Genomic DNA, 13,971 nt, shown 5'->3' with positions numbered 1-13,971 from the left:
GTTTCGCACCCCGCCTCTCTGTCGCCTCTTCCGTCTCTCGTGGCACGGCCTACATACGGACCTGCACGGAGCGGGACAGCCGGTCGTGCAGACCGCGTCCGTCGCGGTCCCAGACCAGGGCCGGGATCACCAGGCACACCAGCGCGCTGCGGACGACCACACGGCCGAACGTCAGCCTGCCGCCGTTCTCGGCGACGACCCTGGTGCCCAGGATGCGCTTGCCCGGCGTACAGCCGATGGTGCCGACGGTGAGCACGCTCAGTACGAAGAAGATGCCCAGCGCCCAGTTCCCGGCCGCCTGCTGGTCACCACGGGCGAACAGCCCGTATGCGATCAGCAGGCAGAGCGCCCAGTCGATGAAGAGCGCGCCGAACCGGCGGCCGAGGGGTGCCACGGAACCGGGACCGTGCTCGGGCAGGCCGAGCCGCTTGCCCCGGTAGCCGAAATCGGCCCCCATCTCCTCGGCGGCCGCGCGCGGCCCGGAGAGCCACGATCCGATTGCTTGCCTGTTGTCCACCCGAACACGGTACTGCGCCCGCCCCTCCGACAGGCCGGGCGGGTGCCGCCACGGGCCCGTCACCGGGGTGCGTAGCGGCTCACGAGGCGCCGGTCACACCCGCCCCGGTTAACTTCTGCGAAACAAATGGGTCATGCTTGAGAAATCCGGCCTGCCTATGGTCATGTCCAGCGTGTGCAGGCGCACTGGCCGCACCACGAGCCGCAACCCCGTCCCGCCCGGGCCGGGAGTAGGAGGAGTTGGATGTTCCAGAACGCCGACGACGCGAAGAAGTACATCGCGGACAACGACGTCAAGTTCATCGATGTCCGGTTCTGCGACCTGCCCGGTGTGATGCAGCACGTCACGGTTCCGGCGCCGACCTTCGACCCGACCGAGGAGCTGGCCTTCGACGGCTCGTCGATCCGCGGCTTCCAGGCCATCCACGAGTCCGACATGGCGCTGCGCGCGGACCTGTCGACCGCCCGTCTCGACCCGTTCCGCCGCGACAAGACCCTCAACATCAACTTCTTCATCCACGACCCGATCACCGGCGAGCAGTACAGCCGCGACCCGCGCAACGTGGCGAAGAAGGCCGAGGCGTACCTCACGTCCACCGGCATCGCCGACACCGCGTACTTCGGCCCCGAGGCCGAGTTCTACGTCTTCGACAACGTCCGCTTCCAGACGTCGGCGAACGAGAGCTTCTACCACATCGACTCCGAGGCGGGTGCCTGGAACACCGGTGCGGTCGAGAACAACCGCGGCTACAAGGTCCGCTACAAGGGCGGCTACTTCCCGGTCCCGCCGGTCGACCACTTCGCCGACCTGCGCGCCGAGATGTCCCTGGAGCTGGAGCGCAGCGGCCTTCAGATCGAGCGCCAGCACCACGAGGTCGGCACCGCCGGCCAGGCCGAGATCAACTACAAGTTCAACACGCTGCTCGCCGCGGCCGACGACCTGATGCTCTTCAAGTACATCGTGAAGAACGTCGCCTGGCGCAACGGCAAGACCGCGACCTTCATGCCGAAGCCGATCTTCGGCGACAACGGCTCGGGCATGCACGTCCACCAGTCCCTGTGGGCCGGCGGCGACCCGCTGTTCTACGACGAGCAGGGCTACGCGGGCCTCTCGGACACCGCCCGCTACTACATCGGCGGCATCCTGAAGCACGCCCCGTCGCTGCTGGCCTTCACCAACCCGACGGTGAACTCCTACCACCGCCTGGTCCCGGGCTTCGAGGCCCCGGTCAACATGGTGTACTCGCAGCGCAACCGCTCGGCCGCGATGCGTATCCCGATCACCGGCTCGAACCCGAAGGCCAAGCGCGTCGAGTTCCGTGCCCCGGACCCGTCGTCCAACCCGTACCTGGCCTTCTCGGCGCTCCTGATGGCCGGCCTGGACGGCATCAAGAACAAGATCGAGCCCGCCGAGCCGATCGACAAGGACCTCTACGAGCTGGCTCCCGAGGAGCACGCCAACGTCCAGCAGGTCCCGACCTCCCTCCCGGCCGTCCTGGACGCGCTGGAGGCGGACAACGAGTACCTCCAGGCCGGTGGCGTCTTCACCTCCGACCTGATCGAGACCTGGATCGACTACAAGCGCACCAACGAGATCGCCCCGATCCAGCTCCGCCCGCACCCGCACGAGTTCGAGCTGTACTTCGACCTCTAAAGCGCACTCCGCACCCGCAGGAACGCCATCCGGCCTCCGGGCGTCTGTGCGGGTCGGAAGCTGCATGAAGCCGAAGCGGTGGCTGTCACCCCCCACGGGGTGACGGCCACCGCTCTTCTTCTTCCCGCCGCCCCCGCCCGGTCCTGTGCCACCGGCCGGCGTCCCGGGCAGGCACGGGCCGCGGGCTACTCCGCAGCGGGTTCGGGGATGCGCCAGACGATGGGGAAGCGATCCGCGTCCGGCAGACCGAGCGGGCCGGGCGGGCCTATCTGCTTGATCAGATAGCCGGAGACCATGCGCTGGGCGTCCTCGGACACTTCGTCCCAGGTGTCCGGGGTCACGATCATGACTTCTCTCATCAGGCTCGCATCCGACTCGTTCTCGAGCATCTCCGCCCGGTCGTCCCGGTCCATCGTCTCGTCGGCCCGCATCGCGCGAATCGACTCCGCGAGGAGATTGGGCTCCGCCCGCAGGCGGCGGCGCACTTCCCGGCAGCCGTACTGGAGGGCCGCGTACGCGTCCATCGCCTCCCGGTCCATGTTCTGGTAGCCGAACGGCGTGCCTTCGACGGCTCCGATGTAGTCGCCCTTCAGTGTGTGCAGCAGGATCCTCAGCGCATGCTCGGCCCCGTCCTCCTCGATGAACTTCTCCATCGCCCGGATCCACGTGTCCTCGGAGATGATCGTTTCGTGCGGGACGGCGAGCCCCGGGGCGATCCGGATGGCGCTGAACGGGTTGACCAGGATGCCCATGACCATCTCCGGCGTCCACCTGCCGTCCTCACCGCCCCAGCCACTGTTGGCCAGTTCCTGGAACGACTTCCGGGCACCCTTCTCCCCTTCGCGGACCGCCCGCCACAGCAGCAGGAACCTTCCGGTCTCGGTCTCCTCGTCCCGAGGGGGGCTGCACAGGCCCGCCAGCACCATGACGATGTCGTGCACCGTCTCCCAGCGCGGCATCTGCTTTCCGTTGATCGCGGACCGCACGGTCTCGTGACTGGGTCCGGACAGCGCGTCCTCCCGCTCACGGATCAGCGCGCTCACCTTCCGGGAGCTCAGCCGGCCTGCCGCCCGGTGCAGTTCCCGCAACGCGTCGGCCAGCTCCTGGTGCCGGCTCTCCGGCCGTGATTCGTCCGGGGTCTCTTCCACGTGGATCCTCCAGGCTCGGGGCCGGCGAACGCGCTCCGGCCGCAGGTGTCAAGTTTCACTGCCGCGGTCCACGCCGCAGTCAGCTTCCGTCAAGTTCGTGGCCCCATCCCCCGCTTGGTGTCTAACGGCTGAACGCCCAGGTGAGCATGGTGGAAACACCAGCGGAGCACGACATCCGAGGAGTTCGCCCCGTGCACATCCCTGCTTACGCGCACGGCACGATCCGTGCCGCCCTGCCCGCCGTACCGACGGGCCGGCAGCTGGCGAACCTGGACTGCTGCGTGTGCGGCGCCCCGTTCGGCCGCGAACTCGGGGCGGTGCCGCTCGGCCCCGACCCGGAGAGTGGTCCCTCCGGGTGCCGCCCGTGTCTGAGCGGACTGGTCACCCGGGCGCGGGAGGCCCGGGACGCCGGTCTGGCACGGAACGCCGAGCAGGTCCGCAAGGATTCCGAGGCGTGGGAATCGGTCCGCGACCACTACACGGCCCGGCTCGACGCGGTCCGGCGAGCCGCGGAGGAAGTCGCCGAGCTGGCCGGGAACGAGGAGGTCCCGCCGTTGCGGATCGCCTGGCTGTCGGTCTCGCTGGAGTCGGCCCACACCTGGATACCCGACGCCCCGGAGCCCCCGGTTCCGGTCGACCGGGAGGATCACCCGCTGAGGAACGCGGAGATGCTGATGGGCAGCGCCATGATCGCTGCCCGAGCGGCCGTCGCCGACAGGCTCGTCTACCACCTGATCAACGAGGCACAGCCGGAGGAACCGGAGATGTGCGAGGAGCTGGAGTGCCCCGAGGACTGCTCGGGCCGGCATGACACGTCACACATCGACTGCGGACCGGACGCCGTCTTCGAGGACCTCCTGGAGCACGGCATCTCCATCGAGGAGCCCGGCCCGGCTCCCCTGTCCCCGCGGCTCGCGGCACTCTTCGCTCCCGGGCCCGGGGAGCCGCCCCCGTTGTTCCCCGAGCTGGGGGAGCATGCCTCGGCCGTGCTCCCCCGTCTGGGAATCGACCCCGCCGCCCCGGAAGTGCTGCTGAGTGCGGCGGCCGCCGGGCTGGCCGCCGCGGCCCTGCTGAACGAACCGCTCGACGCGATCCGCGCGGCCCCCGGTGGGCCGGACGCCGGAGACGTCTTCGCGCAGGGCGTCGACCTGTACCGTCGGGCCCGCAAGGCACTCGTCGCCGCCCGTGACGGCGGGCCCGGACGACTGGGTGCGTTCACGGCCGTCGCCTCGGACCTGGACCTCCCGTGGGCGGGCGGCTCCCGTTTCACGCTGCGCGCCGCGTCCGGGCCGATCGCCGACTTCGTCCGGAACATCGAGGAACAAGTCGGGATCACCGAGGAGCTGATGCGCCGGCAGGGCTGGCGCGACGCCCTTCTGCACCGGGCGTTCACCGCCGCCTTCCACGCCACTGACCACTTCGGCATGCCCGGCTGGCCCGGCGTCGTCGACGCGGTGATGACGCGTCTCGCCTCGCTGGACCGGCTGTCCGCGCCCGCGGAGCTCACCGACCTCCGTGCCGTGGAGACCGCGCTGCTCCAGGGGCCGGACCGGCTGGGAGTGAACGCCCTCGGGTGGCTCGTCCGTCATGCCCGGCTCGGTTAGCCGCCGACGGCCCCGCCGGCCGCGAAACCGGCTGTGCCGACGGGGGACGCGGAATGCCGGGAGGTCCCGGGCCGTGGCCGGAGTCCTCGGCCCCATCCGTCCGGGCCCTTGTGGCGGTGAACCCGCCGCATTCCTGATCACGTCGTGCCGGACCGGGCCGAGTGCCCGGGAAGTGGAGGCCGCACGGTGAGCTGGGACCGGGTGACCCTTCTCGTTCTCGCGTCGTTCGGCTGCCTCACCTTGCTGCTGACACAGGTCAGCGAGGTGCTGTCGAAAGTGCCTCCGATCATCCGTGCCTGGCGGCGGGTCCAGGACGAGCTGCGCCGCAGTGACCACGCCCCGGACGAGGACTAGGGCCTCCCGGGGCGTGGGGCGGGTGTCCGGCCGTCTCCAACTGCTGGTCGATGCCGGTCCGGCCCTGATCCCGGGACTCCTTCCGGAGTGGGTCAGTGCCGCAGGGCCGCCCCTGTCTCGGCCTTCACCTCGCCGGAGAGCTTGCGGTTGCTGCGGGCCGTGGCCTTCTTGGAGGTGTGGGAGGCGACGTCGTCGACCGTCACCACCACGACGTCGAGCAGTTTGCCCTTCGGGTCGCGGAAGTTGACCTGGATCGCGTAGGACTTCGTGGCGTCGGTGCTGTTGTCGACGGTGACCTCCGTGGTGGTGCGGCCGTCCGCGGCCACGTCCGGGGAGGACAGCTCGACGTCGGAGGTGGCGTCGACGCCGTTCTTGAAGTTCTTCAGCTTCTCGCCCGCGGCGGCCGTCGCCGAGGCCACCACGTCGGCGCCGCGGGAGGCCGCCGACGCCGCGGCGGAGGCGGCCCTGGACGCGGTGTCGGAGGCGCCGGTGCCGCCGTCGGAGCAGGCGGCGGCCGTCGCGATCACGGTCGTCGTCAGCAGTGCGGCGCACAGTCCTCGGGTGGCCTTCGCGGTCATCGTGCCTCCAGCGGTCGCTCTCCTCGGGGTCTCCTGCCCAGTGAACGGGGCGAGGGGGCGCGGCGCACCGCCGTGTCTGCCGGTCGGGTGGCGGGAGGGCGGCCCGGCTCGCGGGGCGGTGGGCGGCGGGCGAGGCTGGGGGCATGGACGACGGGCGGCCGGGCGGTGACCCCGCGGCGGGGCGGCCCCGGCGGCGGTGGCCCTGGGTGCTGATGGTGGTGGTGCTCGCGCTGACCGCCGGGGGCGCGGCGGCCGTCGTGCTGACCGCCGCCGCGCTGTCGCGGGACGGGACGCGGGCGCGTCTGATCACCTACCGGGTCACCGGGACCGCCGAGGACGTCACCGTCACCTACCCGTCCTGGCAGGAGGGCGGCCTCTCGGCCGCGCGGCTGAGGCTGCGTACGCTGCCGTGGACCGGGGAGACCCGGACCAGGGGCTTCATGAGCGGCGGCTCCTTCACCGTCACCCTCGGGGCGTCGGGCGGCGAGGCGTCCTGCACCGTACGGGTGGACGGCGGGCCCGTCCGTGCGGCCACGGCGTCCGGGGCCTTCGCCACGGCGAGCTGCGACGGCTTCTGAACGGGTCCGTGCGTGCCCGCGCCCCCGCGCACGAGGACACGGGGGCGCGGGGGCGCGGGCGCGGCCGTCAGCGGCCGTAGCGGATCAGGGCGCGCACCATGCGGCAGGTCGTGTCGGACGGCGGGTGGATGCCGACGCGCTCGGCGGTGGTGCGTATCTTCGCGTTGGTCGCCGTCGACGGGTAGTAGACCCCCGCGTCGAGCAGGGCTATCGCGAGCCGCATGGCCTTCAGGCGGCGGTTGTGCGAGACGTACCACTCGCGGGGTCGGCCCGCGGGCAGCGGCTTCTTCATCAAGGGCTGGTGGAGCGGCTTGGTCGTGACTGCGGCAACGGCCATGAACATCCTCCCGGCACGGTCGTGGAACCCTCACGAACTGCCTCCATTTTACTGCCGGGCACTGACAATCGGCCCTGGCCAGACGGGCTTTCGAGGGGCTTTCGGCGATCCCTCGCGTACCGTTGGCCCCATGGAGATCTGGATCAATCCCGCCTGTTCCAAGTGCCGTGGCGCGGTGCAGCTGCTCGACGCGGAGGGTGCCGAGTACACCGTCCGCCGTTACCTGGAGGACGTGCCCTCGCCGGACGAGATCCGGGCCGTGCTCGACCGGCTCGGCCTGGAGCCGTGGGACATCACCCGGACCCAGGAGGCCGACGCGAAGGAGCTGGGGCTCAAGGAGTGGCCGCGCGAGGCCGGTTCGCGCGAGCGCTGGATCTCGGCACTGGCCGAGCACCCGAAGCTCATCCAGCGCCCGATCATCACCGCGGACGACGGCAGCGCCGTGGTGGCGCGTACGGACGAGGCGGTACGGGACGCGCTGAGCCGCTGAGGCGGAGGCGGGGGCTATCCGGCGGCCAGGAATCCGACCATCCTGCGGTTCACCTCGGCGGCTTCCGGCCCGTGCAGCGGCAGGGTGTGGTGGGTCGCTCCGGGGATCGTCGACGTCTCGGCGCGCGGCAGCAGCCGGGCCGCCTCGGCGGCGACGCGGGCCGGGTCGTGCACCTGGCTGTTCCCGGCGAGCAGGATCAGGGTCGGTACGTCGAAACCGCGCAGGGCCTCGGCGGCGGGGCGGCGGCCGGTGACGGGACGGGCGGACGGGAAGCGGGCCGCCTCGCAGCGCAGCCGCAGCCACGCCGGGTCCAGCGCCGCGCCGCCCGTCTCCCATGCCAGGAAGGCGCGGGTCCGGCGCGCGTCGGGGCGCAGCAGCATCGGCAGGGCGCGCAGCAGGTAGCCGGGGCGGAATCCGGCGAAGCACTGGGTGGGGTCGAGGAGGACCAGCTTCGTCACGCGCCGGGGTGCGTGCAGGGCGTACCGAAGGGCGATCCAGGCACCGTACGAGTGCCCGCACAGCGCGGTTCGGTCGGCGGCCAGCCCGCCCAGCACGGCGTCGAGCCAGGCCGTCAGGTCGTCGGCGGTGCGGACCGGGCGCTGCCCCGCGACGCTGCGGCCCGGTTCGCCCACGAGGTCGACGGCGTGCACCCGGTGGGTCCGGCCCAGGTGGGCGGCCTGGGCGTACCAGACGGTGGAGGTGGCGCCGCCGCCCGCCAGCAGCACCAGGGGCGGGGCGTCCTCGGGGCCGTGGCTGTTGACCCGGGTGGTGCCGTACGGGGTGGGGAGGTCCGAGGGGGTCGTCGCGGCGGGCCACGCGGTGGCCAGGACATCGTCGTAGGCCGCGCGGAAGGATGTGCCGACGGTCATGGGTGTGCCTCCGCGGTAGGGTGCCGGGAGGCGATATTATCTCGCCGAGCGAGATAATCTGGGCGGAAGACCGGGAGTTGCGACGTGGTGGCCGACGAGGGGCCCGAGCTGGAGCTGGTCCACCTGCTGCGCAGGGTGACCGTCGAATTCGGGCTTCGTCAGGCCGAGTTCGCGAGTCTGCACGGGATGCACAGCACCGATGTCCGTGCGCTGATCTGCCTGCTGGACGCGGAGCGGGCCGGTACGGCGGCCACCGCCGGGTGGCTCGGTGCGCAGCTCGGGCTCAACTCCGCGGGCACCACCGCGCTCATCGGCCGACTGGAGCGGCTGGGGCACATCGGCCGCGTCCGCGACGACCGGGACCGGCGGCGGGTGCTGCTGAGCGTGACGCCGCGCGCGCGGGAGCTGGGCCGGGCGTTCTTCGGTCCGCTGATCGAGGACACCACGAGGGTGCTGCGCGAGCTGGACGGGGACGGGGCGGCGGCCGTCCGGCGCTTCCTGGAGGCCGCGCACCGGGCGGTCGCCGCGCCGCCCCCGCCGCCCGACCCCGGCACCGGCACCGGCCCCGGCACCACGGCCTGACACCGCATCCGCCGCCCCGGCCCCGGCTGCCGGGCCAGCTGCGCCCGCGCCTTGTCCGGCCACCGAGCCGACCGCGTCCCCCGCCCTGCCCCGGCCCGCCGCCGAGCCGACCGCGCCCGGCTCCGGCTATCGCGCCAGTTGCGCCTCCGCCTCGGCCAGCAGTTCCGTCAGGCGCAGGCCGAACCGTACGTCGCAGGGGTGCGGTTGCCCCGTACGCACCGACTCGATCAGCGCGTCGACCGCCGACCGGAACGAGCCGACCGCGTCGCCCCACCGGGGCAGCGTCACCCTGCCCTGCTCGCCCCGCAGCTCGATCTCCGTACCGGCGGCGGCCGCGGGGGCGCCCAGGGAGAGCGTCACCGTGCTGGAGGCGCCGGAGGTGTGGCGGAGCACCAGATGGGTGGTGCCGGACGGGCCGCGGGCCGCGGTCAGCCGGGTCACGTCGCCCAGCACCGGGATCAGCACCGACAGGACGTGCGGGCCGACGTCCCACAGGCCGCCCTTCTCCTGGCGCCACGGCGAGGCGGCGTACTCGCTGGTGGAGCCCGGCGCGAAGAGGGACCCGAGCCATTCGGCGCGGGCGGTGAACCAGCCGTCCAGGGCTGCCTGTTCGTCGATCCAGGCGGCGGTGTCGACCGCGAACCTGAGCGTGCAGAAGACGATGGAGGAGACGCCCGTCTGCCCGGCGGCCCGGGCCACCTCGCGGGCGCCCGCGACGCCGGTCGCGACCGGCTTGTCGAGCAGCAGATGGCGGCCGGTGGCGGCGGCGCGGGCGGCGAGCGGGGCCTGGACGTCGGGCGGCAGGGCGAACGCCACGGCGTCGCTGGCCGCGAACAGCTCGTCGATGCCCGCCTCTCCGCTGTACGCCGGGGCGCCGTGCGCGTCGGCCAGCTCCCGCGCGGCCTCGGGGCGGCGGCCCCAGACACCGCTCAGTACGGCGCCCGGGTGGGCCGCGAGGGCGGGGGCCTGGGTGTTGCGGGCCCAGGGTCCGGTGCCGACCAGGCCGATGCGCAGGGGGGTCGCGGGAAGTGTCGTCATGGGGCAAGTCTGCCGGTTCCGCCGGTCCGCTCCCGTATTTACGGCCGGTCCGCGCCCCTGTTGGAGCCGGACGACCGCGGTATCGGTTTGGCGCCGGGCGGTGTCGCTGGCTACGTTGGCGGGGCCGGCCGCGGGACTCCGGCGCGACTTCCGGGACTTGCCTCTGAAGCAGTGATTTCGCTGTTCGCGCCCCCATTCCCCGGCCGGCGCCCGACATCACGGAAGGGGAGAGACGATGCACGCCGACGCCGGGGCCGACGCCGGTCTCGTCGCGGCCGAGGACGTCCTCCTCTTCGTCAACGCGGCGATCACCGCGACCGGTCAGCGCGAGTTCCGCTCGACCGCGTACCAGCAGCAGCTCTCGCTGGACTTCCTCCACGAGTACGTACGGGTCAACTACCGCCGGGTGTACGCGGCCGCGCTCGCCCTCGACATCAACGACCACAACGCCGCGCTCATCGTCCGCGGGCTGCTGGAGCACGCCGCCGACGCGAGCGCCGAGGAGAAGCGCGTCGAGGGCCGTCTGATCGCCGCCCGGCTGGCGAAGCTGCCGCCGCAGCGCGTGTACCGGCTGTTCCGGGCGCTGCGCACGGCCGGGGTGAACAACCGGCGCACCCGCGCGATCATGCGGGACTGGCTGGCCGCCCGGCCCGATCCGGCGCACGACGCGGTGAAGTACCGCGCCGGGCTGAAGGCGGCCGTCCGCCACGCCCACCTGGGGTTCGCGGCGGACGGCGGAGCGGCGGACGGCGAGCTCGGCGACTTCCTGTTCCGGCCGGGGCGGCGCAAGCACTACGAGCACCGGCTGCTGGACGCCTGGCGGCGCGCCCACCACGAGCAGGGGGCCGTCACGGAACTGCCGTTCACCGTGGCCGAGGGCTTCGCCGCCCGGCGGGGCACGGAGCGTGCGGAGTTCCTGGAGGCGATGGCGCCGCGGATGACCCGGCTGGAGCGGCTGCGGACCCTGGAGCAGCGCACCGCCGGGGACCGGACCGGGTCTGCCGACGTGGGCGTGGACCTGGCCGCGATGCCGCTGACCCGGCTCGCCCTGTACGTCCTGTCGCTCGGCTTCGAGGACCGGCGCGCGCGCCGTGCGGAGCTGACCGGTGCGCTGCGCGCGGCGGCGCGGCGGGCGGCGGGCCCGCACGCCGGGAGCTGGGGCCGGGTGGCGGCCGTGCTGGACGACAGCTACTCCGCGTCCGGTTCGGGCGAGAAGCGGAGGCGGCCGCTCGCCGTGGCGCTGGCCTGCCATTTCCTGCTGGAGCAGCTGGCCGCGCCGGGGGCGTGCGCCGGGCTGTGGACCTCGGGCCGTACCGATCCGCTGCTGGTCCGGCCGTGGGGGCCGACGCCGCTCGGCATGCGGGTGCTGGACGCCCTGGACCTGGGCCCGGACCGGCTGGTCATCGTCTCGGACGGCTGGGACAACGCGCCGCCGGGGCTCGCGGGCGAGGTGCTGCGGGTCTGGCGGACCCGGCTCGATCCGGACCGGCGCACGGCGGTGGTGCATCTGAACCCCGTATACGACGCGGAGGGTTTCGACGTGCGGCGGCTTGCTCCGGAGGTGCCCACGGCGGGCATCCGGGACGCGGAGGACCTGCCCGCGCTGGTGGAGCTGGCGGGCTTCGCCGAGGGGCGTACGGGGGCGGCTGCGCTGTACGCGTATCTGGACCGGCGGGTGGCGCGGTTCGTGGACGGCGCGCACCGCGGCGGGGCGGGGGCGACGGCGTGAACAGGCTCGAACTGACCGGCCTCACCACCCGGCCCGCGCAGGTGTGGGGCGGCATCCGGCTGGTGCCGCTGGTGCGCGAACGGCCCGTGGAGGGGCTGCGGCTGCACGAGGAGCTGTACGCGGAGCACGGCCCCGGTGTGGTGGACCTCGGGGCGCGCACGCACTACGCCTCGGTGATCCCGCACGGTTTCGTGGCCGACTGGTCGGGCGACGGCGAGCAGTCCGCCGCGTACGGGACGCAGCTCGGCGGGGCGGACGGGCGGCCGCCCCGGACGGCGCGGCTCCAGCGCCACCGCCATCACCGGATGGCCAAGCGGCGGCCGGGCGACCGGTTGCGGTTCCTGCCGCTCCATCTCGCCCTGGAGGGCTATCTCTCGCTGCACTTCGGCGGGCCCGCCACCGCCTGGGAGGAGTGGTCGCGGCAGGCGCTGCGCGACGGGCTGTCGCCGCGCGCGGAGGACGCGTACCTCGGCTGGTCGGTGCGCGGGCTCGGAGACGCGCTGCGGGTCTTCGAGATCCATCCGGGTCAGTGCGGGGTGATGGTGTACGCGGCCGACGCACTGGCCGCCGCCTTCGTCGTACCGCATCCGGAGGACTACCGGCTGCTGCACCCCTCGCTGGTGGAGGACCTGTACGGCGAGCTGATCCACCAGTACGCGCTGTACGGCGCCCCGGTGCCGGAGTTCGCGGCGCGGATCCCGGACGGCCCGGGGCCGGTCTCGCTCGCCGGGCTGCGCGCGGCTGCGCGGGAGCGCGAGCGCGAGTGGGCCGAGGCGCACGACACGCTGTTCGCGGGCGAGCTGCTGGACACGTCGTACGCCTTCGACCGGGTGTACCGGATGGGGGTGTTCACGCTCTGGCGGTTCCTGCCGCCGTTCCGGCCGGGCGGGGCGGGGCAGCACATCGGCGAGACGATCACCGGCCACAAGGGGCAGGTTGCGTATCTGAAGACGTTCCGGCTGTCGGAGGCGCAGGTCAGGCGGGGGCATCTGCTGCACCGGCTGGCCGCGGCGGACTGGCGGATCGCCGGGGCGGCCGAGGCGCTGGGCACCACCGAGGAGGAGGTGGTGCGCCGCATCCGGGCGGCCGGTTTCGAGTCGCTGCTGCGGGACCGGGGCCGTTCGTTCCCCGGCCGGAAGAACCGGTGACCCGGGGCACGCGGCTCGGTGACCCGGGGCGGAAGATTCGGTGGCGCCGGGCGGAAACCTTGACGAAACGGGGCGGAAATCCCGGTAACACGGGGTTCACATCCGGGCAACGGCCGGGAAATCGCGGCTTGCGAAGCTGCGGAGCAGACACCGGACCGCGGGACCGCAGCACCGCAGGACCGCAGGACCACAGCACCGCAAAGGATGGCTTCCGTGACGTTCAAGGCCGAGTACATCTGGATCGACGGCACCGAGCCGACCGCCAAGCTCCGCTCCAAGACGAAGATCCTGGCCGGGGACGCCTCGTCCGAGGTGGCCGGGCTGCCGCTGTGGGGCTTCGACGGTTCCAGCACCAACCAGGCCGAGGGGCGCGCCTCCGACCTGGTGCTGAAGCCGGTGTTCAGCTGCCCGGACCCGATCCGGGGCGGCGGCGACATCCTCGTGCTGTGCGAGGTCCGGGACATCGACATGACGCCGCACGCGTCCAACACCCGGGCCGCGCTGCGCGAGGTGGCCGGGCAGTTCGCCGGTCAGGAGCCGGTCTTCGGTATCGAGCAGGAGTACACCTTCTTCGCCGGGCACCGGCCGCTCGGCTTCCCCGAGGGCGGCTTCCCGGCCGCGCAGGGCGGCTACTACTGCGGTGTCGGCTCCGACGAGATCTTCGGCCGGGAGATCGTGGAGAAGCACCTCGACAACTGTCTGCGGGCGGGGCTCGGCATCTCGGGCATCAACGCCGAGGTCATGCCCGGCCAGTGGGAGTTCCAGGTCGGCCCGCTGTCCCCGCTGGAGGTCTCCGACCAGCTGTGGGTGGCCCGCTGGCTGCTGTACCGCACCGCCGAGGAGTTCGACGTCTCGGCGACCCTGGACCCGAAGCCGGTGAAGGGCGACTGGAACGGGGCGGGCGCGCACACCAACTTCTCCACCCGGGCCATGCGCGAGGGCTACGAGGCGATCATCACGGCGTGCGAGTCGCTGGGCGAGGGCTCGAAGCCGATGGACCACGTCAAGAACTACGGCGCGGGCATCGACGACCGGCTGACCGGTCTGCACGAGACGGCCCCGTGGAACGAGTACAGCTACGGCGTCTCCGACCGCGGCGCCTCGGTCCGCATCCCCTGGCAGGTCGAGCGGGACCGCAAGGGCTACATCGAGGACCGCCGCCCGAACGCCAACGTCGACCCGTACGTCGTGACACGGCTGATCACCGACACCTGCTGCGCCGCGCTGGAGAAGGCCGGCCAGGTCTGACCGGTGCCCGTCGCCCGCGGGGGCGCCCATCCGTCCGGGTGGGCGCCCATCCGCGTGCGCCGGGCAACCCAAGTACAGGCACGGGCGGTTGGACCGGG

At 72.8% G+C, this 13,971-nt stretch carries 15 protein-coding genes; 9 read left to right on the top strand and 6 right to left on the bottom strand.

Features of this window, described 5'->3' with window-relative positions; genetic code table 11:
• Positions 1–49 precede the first annotated feature (49 nt).
• Positions 50–517 (bottom strand): RDD family protein, encoded by a 468-nt coding sequence (locus tag ACFCV8_RS31715; RefSeq protein ID WP_376688940.1) that lies wholly within the window; start codon positions 515–517, stop codon positions 50–52.
• 243 nt (positions 518–760) lie between these two features.
• On the opposite strand from ACFCV8_RS31715, the gene glnA reads away from it, so the two are divergent.
• The gene (glnA, locus tag ACFCV8_RS31710) at positions 761–2,170 is read left to right on the top strand and encodes a type I glutamate--ammonia ligase (RefSeq protein WP_376688939.1); all 1,410 of its coding nucleotides are present in this window, start codon (positions 761–763) and stop codon (positions 2,168–2,170) included.
• Positions 2,171–2,355: 185 nt separating this feature from the next.
• Here glnA and ACFCV8_RS31705 read toward each other — a convergent pair whose 3' ends face one another.
• A complete protein-coding gene (locus tag ACFCV8_RS31705; protein ID WP_376688938.1) occupies positions 2,356–3,318 on the bottom strand; it encodes a hypothetical protein in 963 nt (320 codons plus the stop codon).
• A 191-nt stretch (positions 3,319–3,509) separates the two neighbouring features.
• Here ACFCV8_RS31705 and ACFCV8_RS31700 point away from each other — a divergent pair, with 191 nt between their 5' ends.
• Together ACFCV8_RS31700 and ACFCV8_RS31695 are read left to right on the top strand one after the other, a co-directional pair.
• Positions 3,510–4,922, top strand: coding sequence for a hypothetical protein (locus tag ACFCV8_RS31700; protein ID WP_376688937.1), 1,413 nt, complete (start codon positions 3,510–3,512; stop codon positions 4,920–4,922).
• 186 nt (positions 4,923–5,108) lie between these two features.
• Complete coding sequence (locus tag ACFCV8_RS31695; protein ID WP_376688936.1) at positions 5,109–5,276, top strand: hypothetical protein; 168 nt, start codon at positions 5,109–5,111, stop codon at positions 5,274–5,276.
• A 92-nt stretch (positions 5,277–5,368) separates the two neighbouring features.
• Here ACFCV8_RS31695 and ACFCV8_RS31690 read toward each other — a convergent pair whose 3' ends face one another.
• Complete coding sequence (locus tag ACFCV8_RS31690; protein WP_376688935.1) at positions 5,369–5,854, bottom strand: hypothetical protein; 486 nt, start codon at positions 5,852–5,854, stop codon at positions 5,369–5,371.
• Between the two features lie 143 nt (positions 5,855–5,997).
• Between ACFCV8_RS31690 and ACFCV8_RS31685 the strand changes: the two genes are divergently transcribed.
• Positions 5,998–6,432, top strand: a complete 435-nt coding sequence (locus tag ACFCV8_RS31685) for a hypothetical protein (protein WP_376688934.1) — start codon at positions 5,998–6,000, stop codon at positions 6,430–6,432.
• Positions 6,433–6,499: 67 nt separating this feature from the next.
• Here the strand turns inward: ACFCV8_RS31685 and ACFCV8_RS31680 are convergent, their stop codons facing one another.
• Positions 6,500–6,769: a hypothetical protein gene (locus ACFCV8_RS31680; RefSeq protein ID WP_376688933.1), complete on the bottom strand. Its 270-nt coding sequence runs from the start codon at positions 6,767–6,769 to the stop codon at positions 6,500–6,502.
• 130 nt (positions 6,770–6,899) lie between these two features.
• On the opposite strand from ACFCV8_RS31680, the gene ACFCV8_RS31675 reads away from it, so the two are divergent.
• On the top strand, positions 6,900–7,259 hold the full coding sequence (locus ACFCV8_RS31675; RefSeq protein ID WP_376688932.1) for an arsenate reductase family protein: 360 nt from the start codon (positions 6,900–6,902) through the stop codon (positions 7,257–7,259).
• A 14-nt stretch (positions 7,260–7,273) separates the two neighbouring features.
• On the opposite strand, the gene ACFCV8_RS31670 is transcribed toward ACFCV8_RS31675, so the two are convergent.
• Positions 7,274–8,128, bottom strand: a complete 855-nt coding sequence (locus ACFCV8_RS31670; RefSeq protein WP_376688931.1) for an alpha/beta fold hydrolase — start codon at positions 8,126–8,128, stop codon at positions 7,274–7,276.
• Positions 8,129–8,215: 87 nt separating this feature from the next.
• On the opposite strand from ACFCV8_RS31670, the gene ACFCV8_RS31665 reads away from it, so the two are divergent.
• Positions 8,216–8,710, top strand: a complete 495-nt coding sequence (locus tag ACFCV8_RS31665; RefSeq protein ID WP_376688941.1) for a MarR family transcriptional regulator — start codon at positions 8,216–8,218, stop codon at positions 8,708–8,710.
• 126 nt (positions 8,711–8,836) lie between these two features.
• Here ACFCV8_RS31665 and ACFCV8_RS31660 read toward each other — a convergent pair whose 3' ends face one another.
• On the bottom strand, positions 8,837–9,748 hold the full coding sequence (locus ACFCV8_RS31660) for a Gfo/Idh/MocA family protein (RefSeq protein ID WP_376688930.1): 912 nt from the start codon (positions 9,746–9,748) through the stop codon (positions 8,837–8,839).
• Between the two features lie 235 nt (positions 9,749–9,983).
• On the opposite strand from ACFCV8_RS31660, the gene ACFCV8_RS31655 reads away from it, so the two are divergent.
• From ACFCV8_RS31655 to glnII, 3 genes are all read left to right on the top strand, one after another.
• On the top strand, positions 9,984–11,477 hold the full coding sequence (locus ACFCV8_RS31655; RefSeq protein ID WP_376688929.1) for a hypothetical protein: 1,494 nt from the start codon (positions 9,984–9,986) through the stop codon (positions 11,475–11,477).
• Positions 11,474–12,625, top strand: a complete 1,152-nt coding sequence (locus ACFCV8_RS31650; protein WP_376688928.1) for a hypothetical protein — start codon at positions 11,474–11,476, stop codon at positions 12,623–12,625. The genes ACFCV8_RS31655 and ACFCV8_RS31650 overlap by 4 nt, the downstream gene beginning before the upstream one ends.
• A 213-nt stretch (positions 12,626–12,838) precedes the next feature.
• Positions 12,839–13,873, top strand: coding sequence for a glutamine synthetase (glnII, locus tag ACFCV8_RS31645; RefSeq protein WP_376688927.1), 1,035 nt, complete (start codon positions 12,839–12,841; stop codon positions 13,871–13,873).
• Positions 13,874–13,971: the final 98 nt, after the last annotated feature.

This window comes from Streptomyces sp. NPDC056347 (assembly GCF_042262625.1).
Lineage (GTDB): Bacteria > Actinomycetota > Actinomycetes > Streptomycetales > Streptomycetaceae > Streptomyces.
This window is presented reverse-complemented; position numbering and strand designations above follow the sequence as displayed.

Coding starts and splice junctions, on each gene's coding strand:
- glnA (WP_376688939.1), top strand. CDS start 761: ATGTTCCAGAACGCCGACGACGCGAAGAAGTACATCGCGGACAACGAC.
- ACFCV8_RS31690 (WP_376688935.1), bottom strand. CDS start 5,854: ATGACCGCGAAGGCCACCCGAGGACTGTGCGCCGCACTGCTGACGACG.
- ACFCV8_RS31655 (WP_376688929.1), top strand. CDS start 9,984: ATGCACGCCGACGCCGGGGCCGACGCCGGTCTCGTCGCGGCCGAGGAC.
- ACFCV8_RS31675 (WP_376688932.1), top strand. CDS start 6,900: ATGGAGATCTGGATCAATCCCGCCTGTTCCAAGTGCCGTGGCGCGGTG.
- ACFCV8_RS31685 (WP_376688934.1), top strand. CDS start 5,998: ATGGACGACGGGCGGCCGGGCGGTGACCCCGCGGCGGGGCGGCCCCGG.
- ACFCV8_RS31680 (WP_376688933.1), bottom strand. CDS start 6,769: ATGGCCGTTGCCGCAGTCACGACCAAGCCGCTCCACCAGCCCTTGATG.
- ACFCV8_RS31660 (WP_376688930.1), bottom strand. CDS start 9,748: ATGACGACACTTCCCGCGACCCCCCTGCGCATCGGCCTGGTCGGCACC.
- ACFCV8_RS31670 (WP_376688931.1), bottom strand. CDS start 8,128: ATGACCGTCGGCACATCCTTCCGCGCGGCCTACGACGATGTCCTGGCC.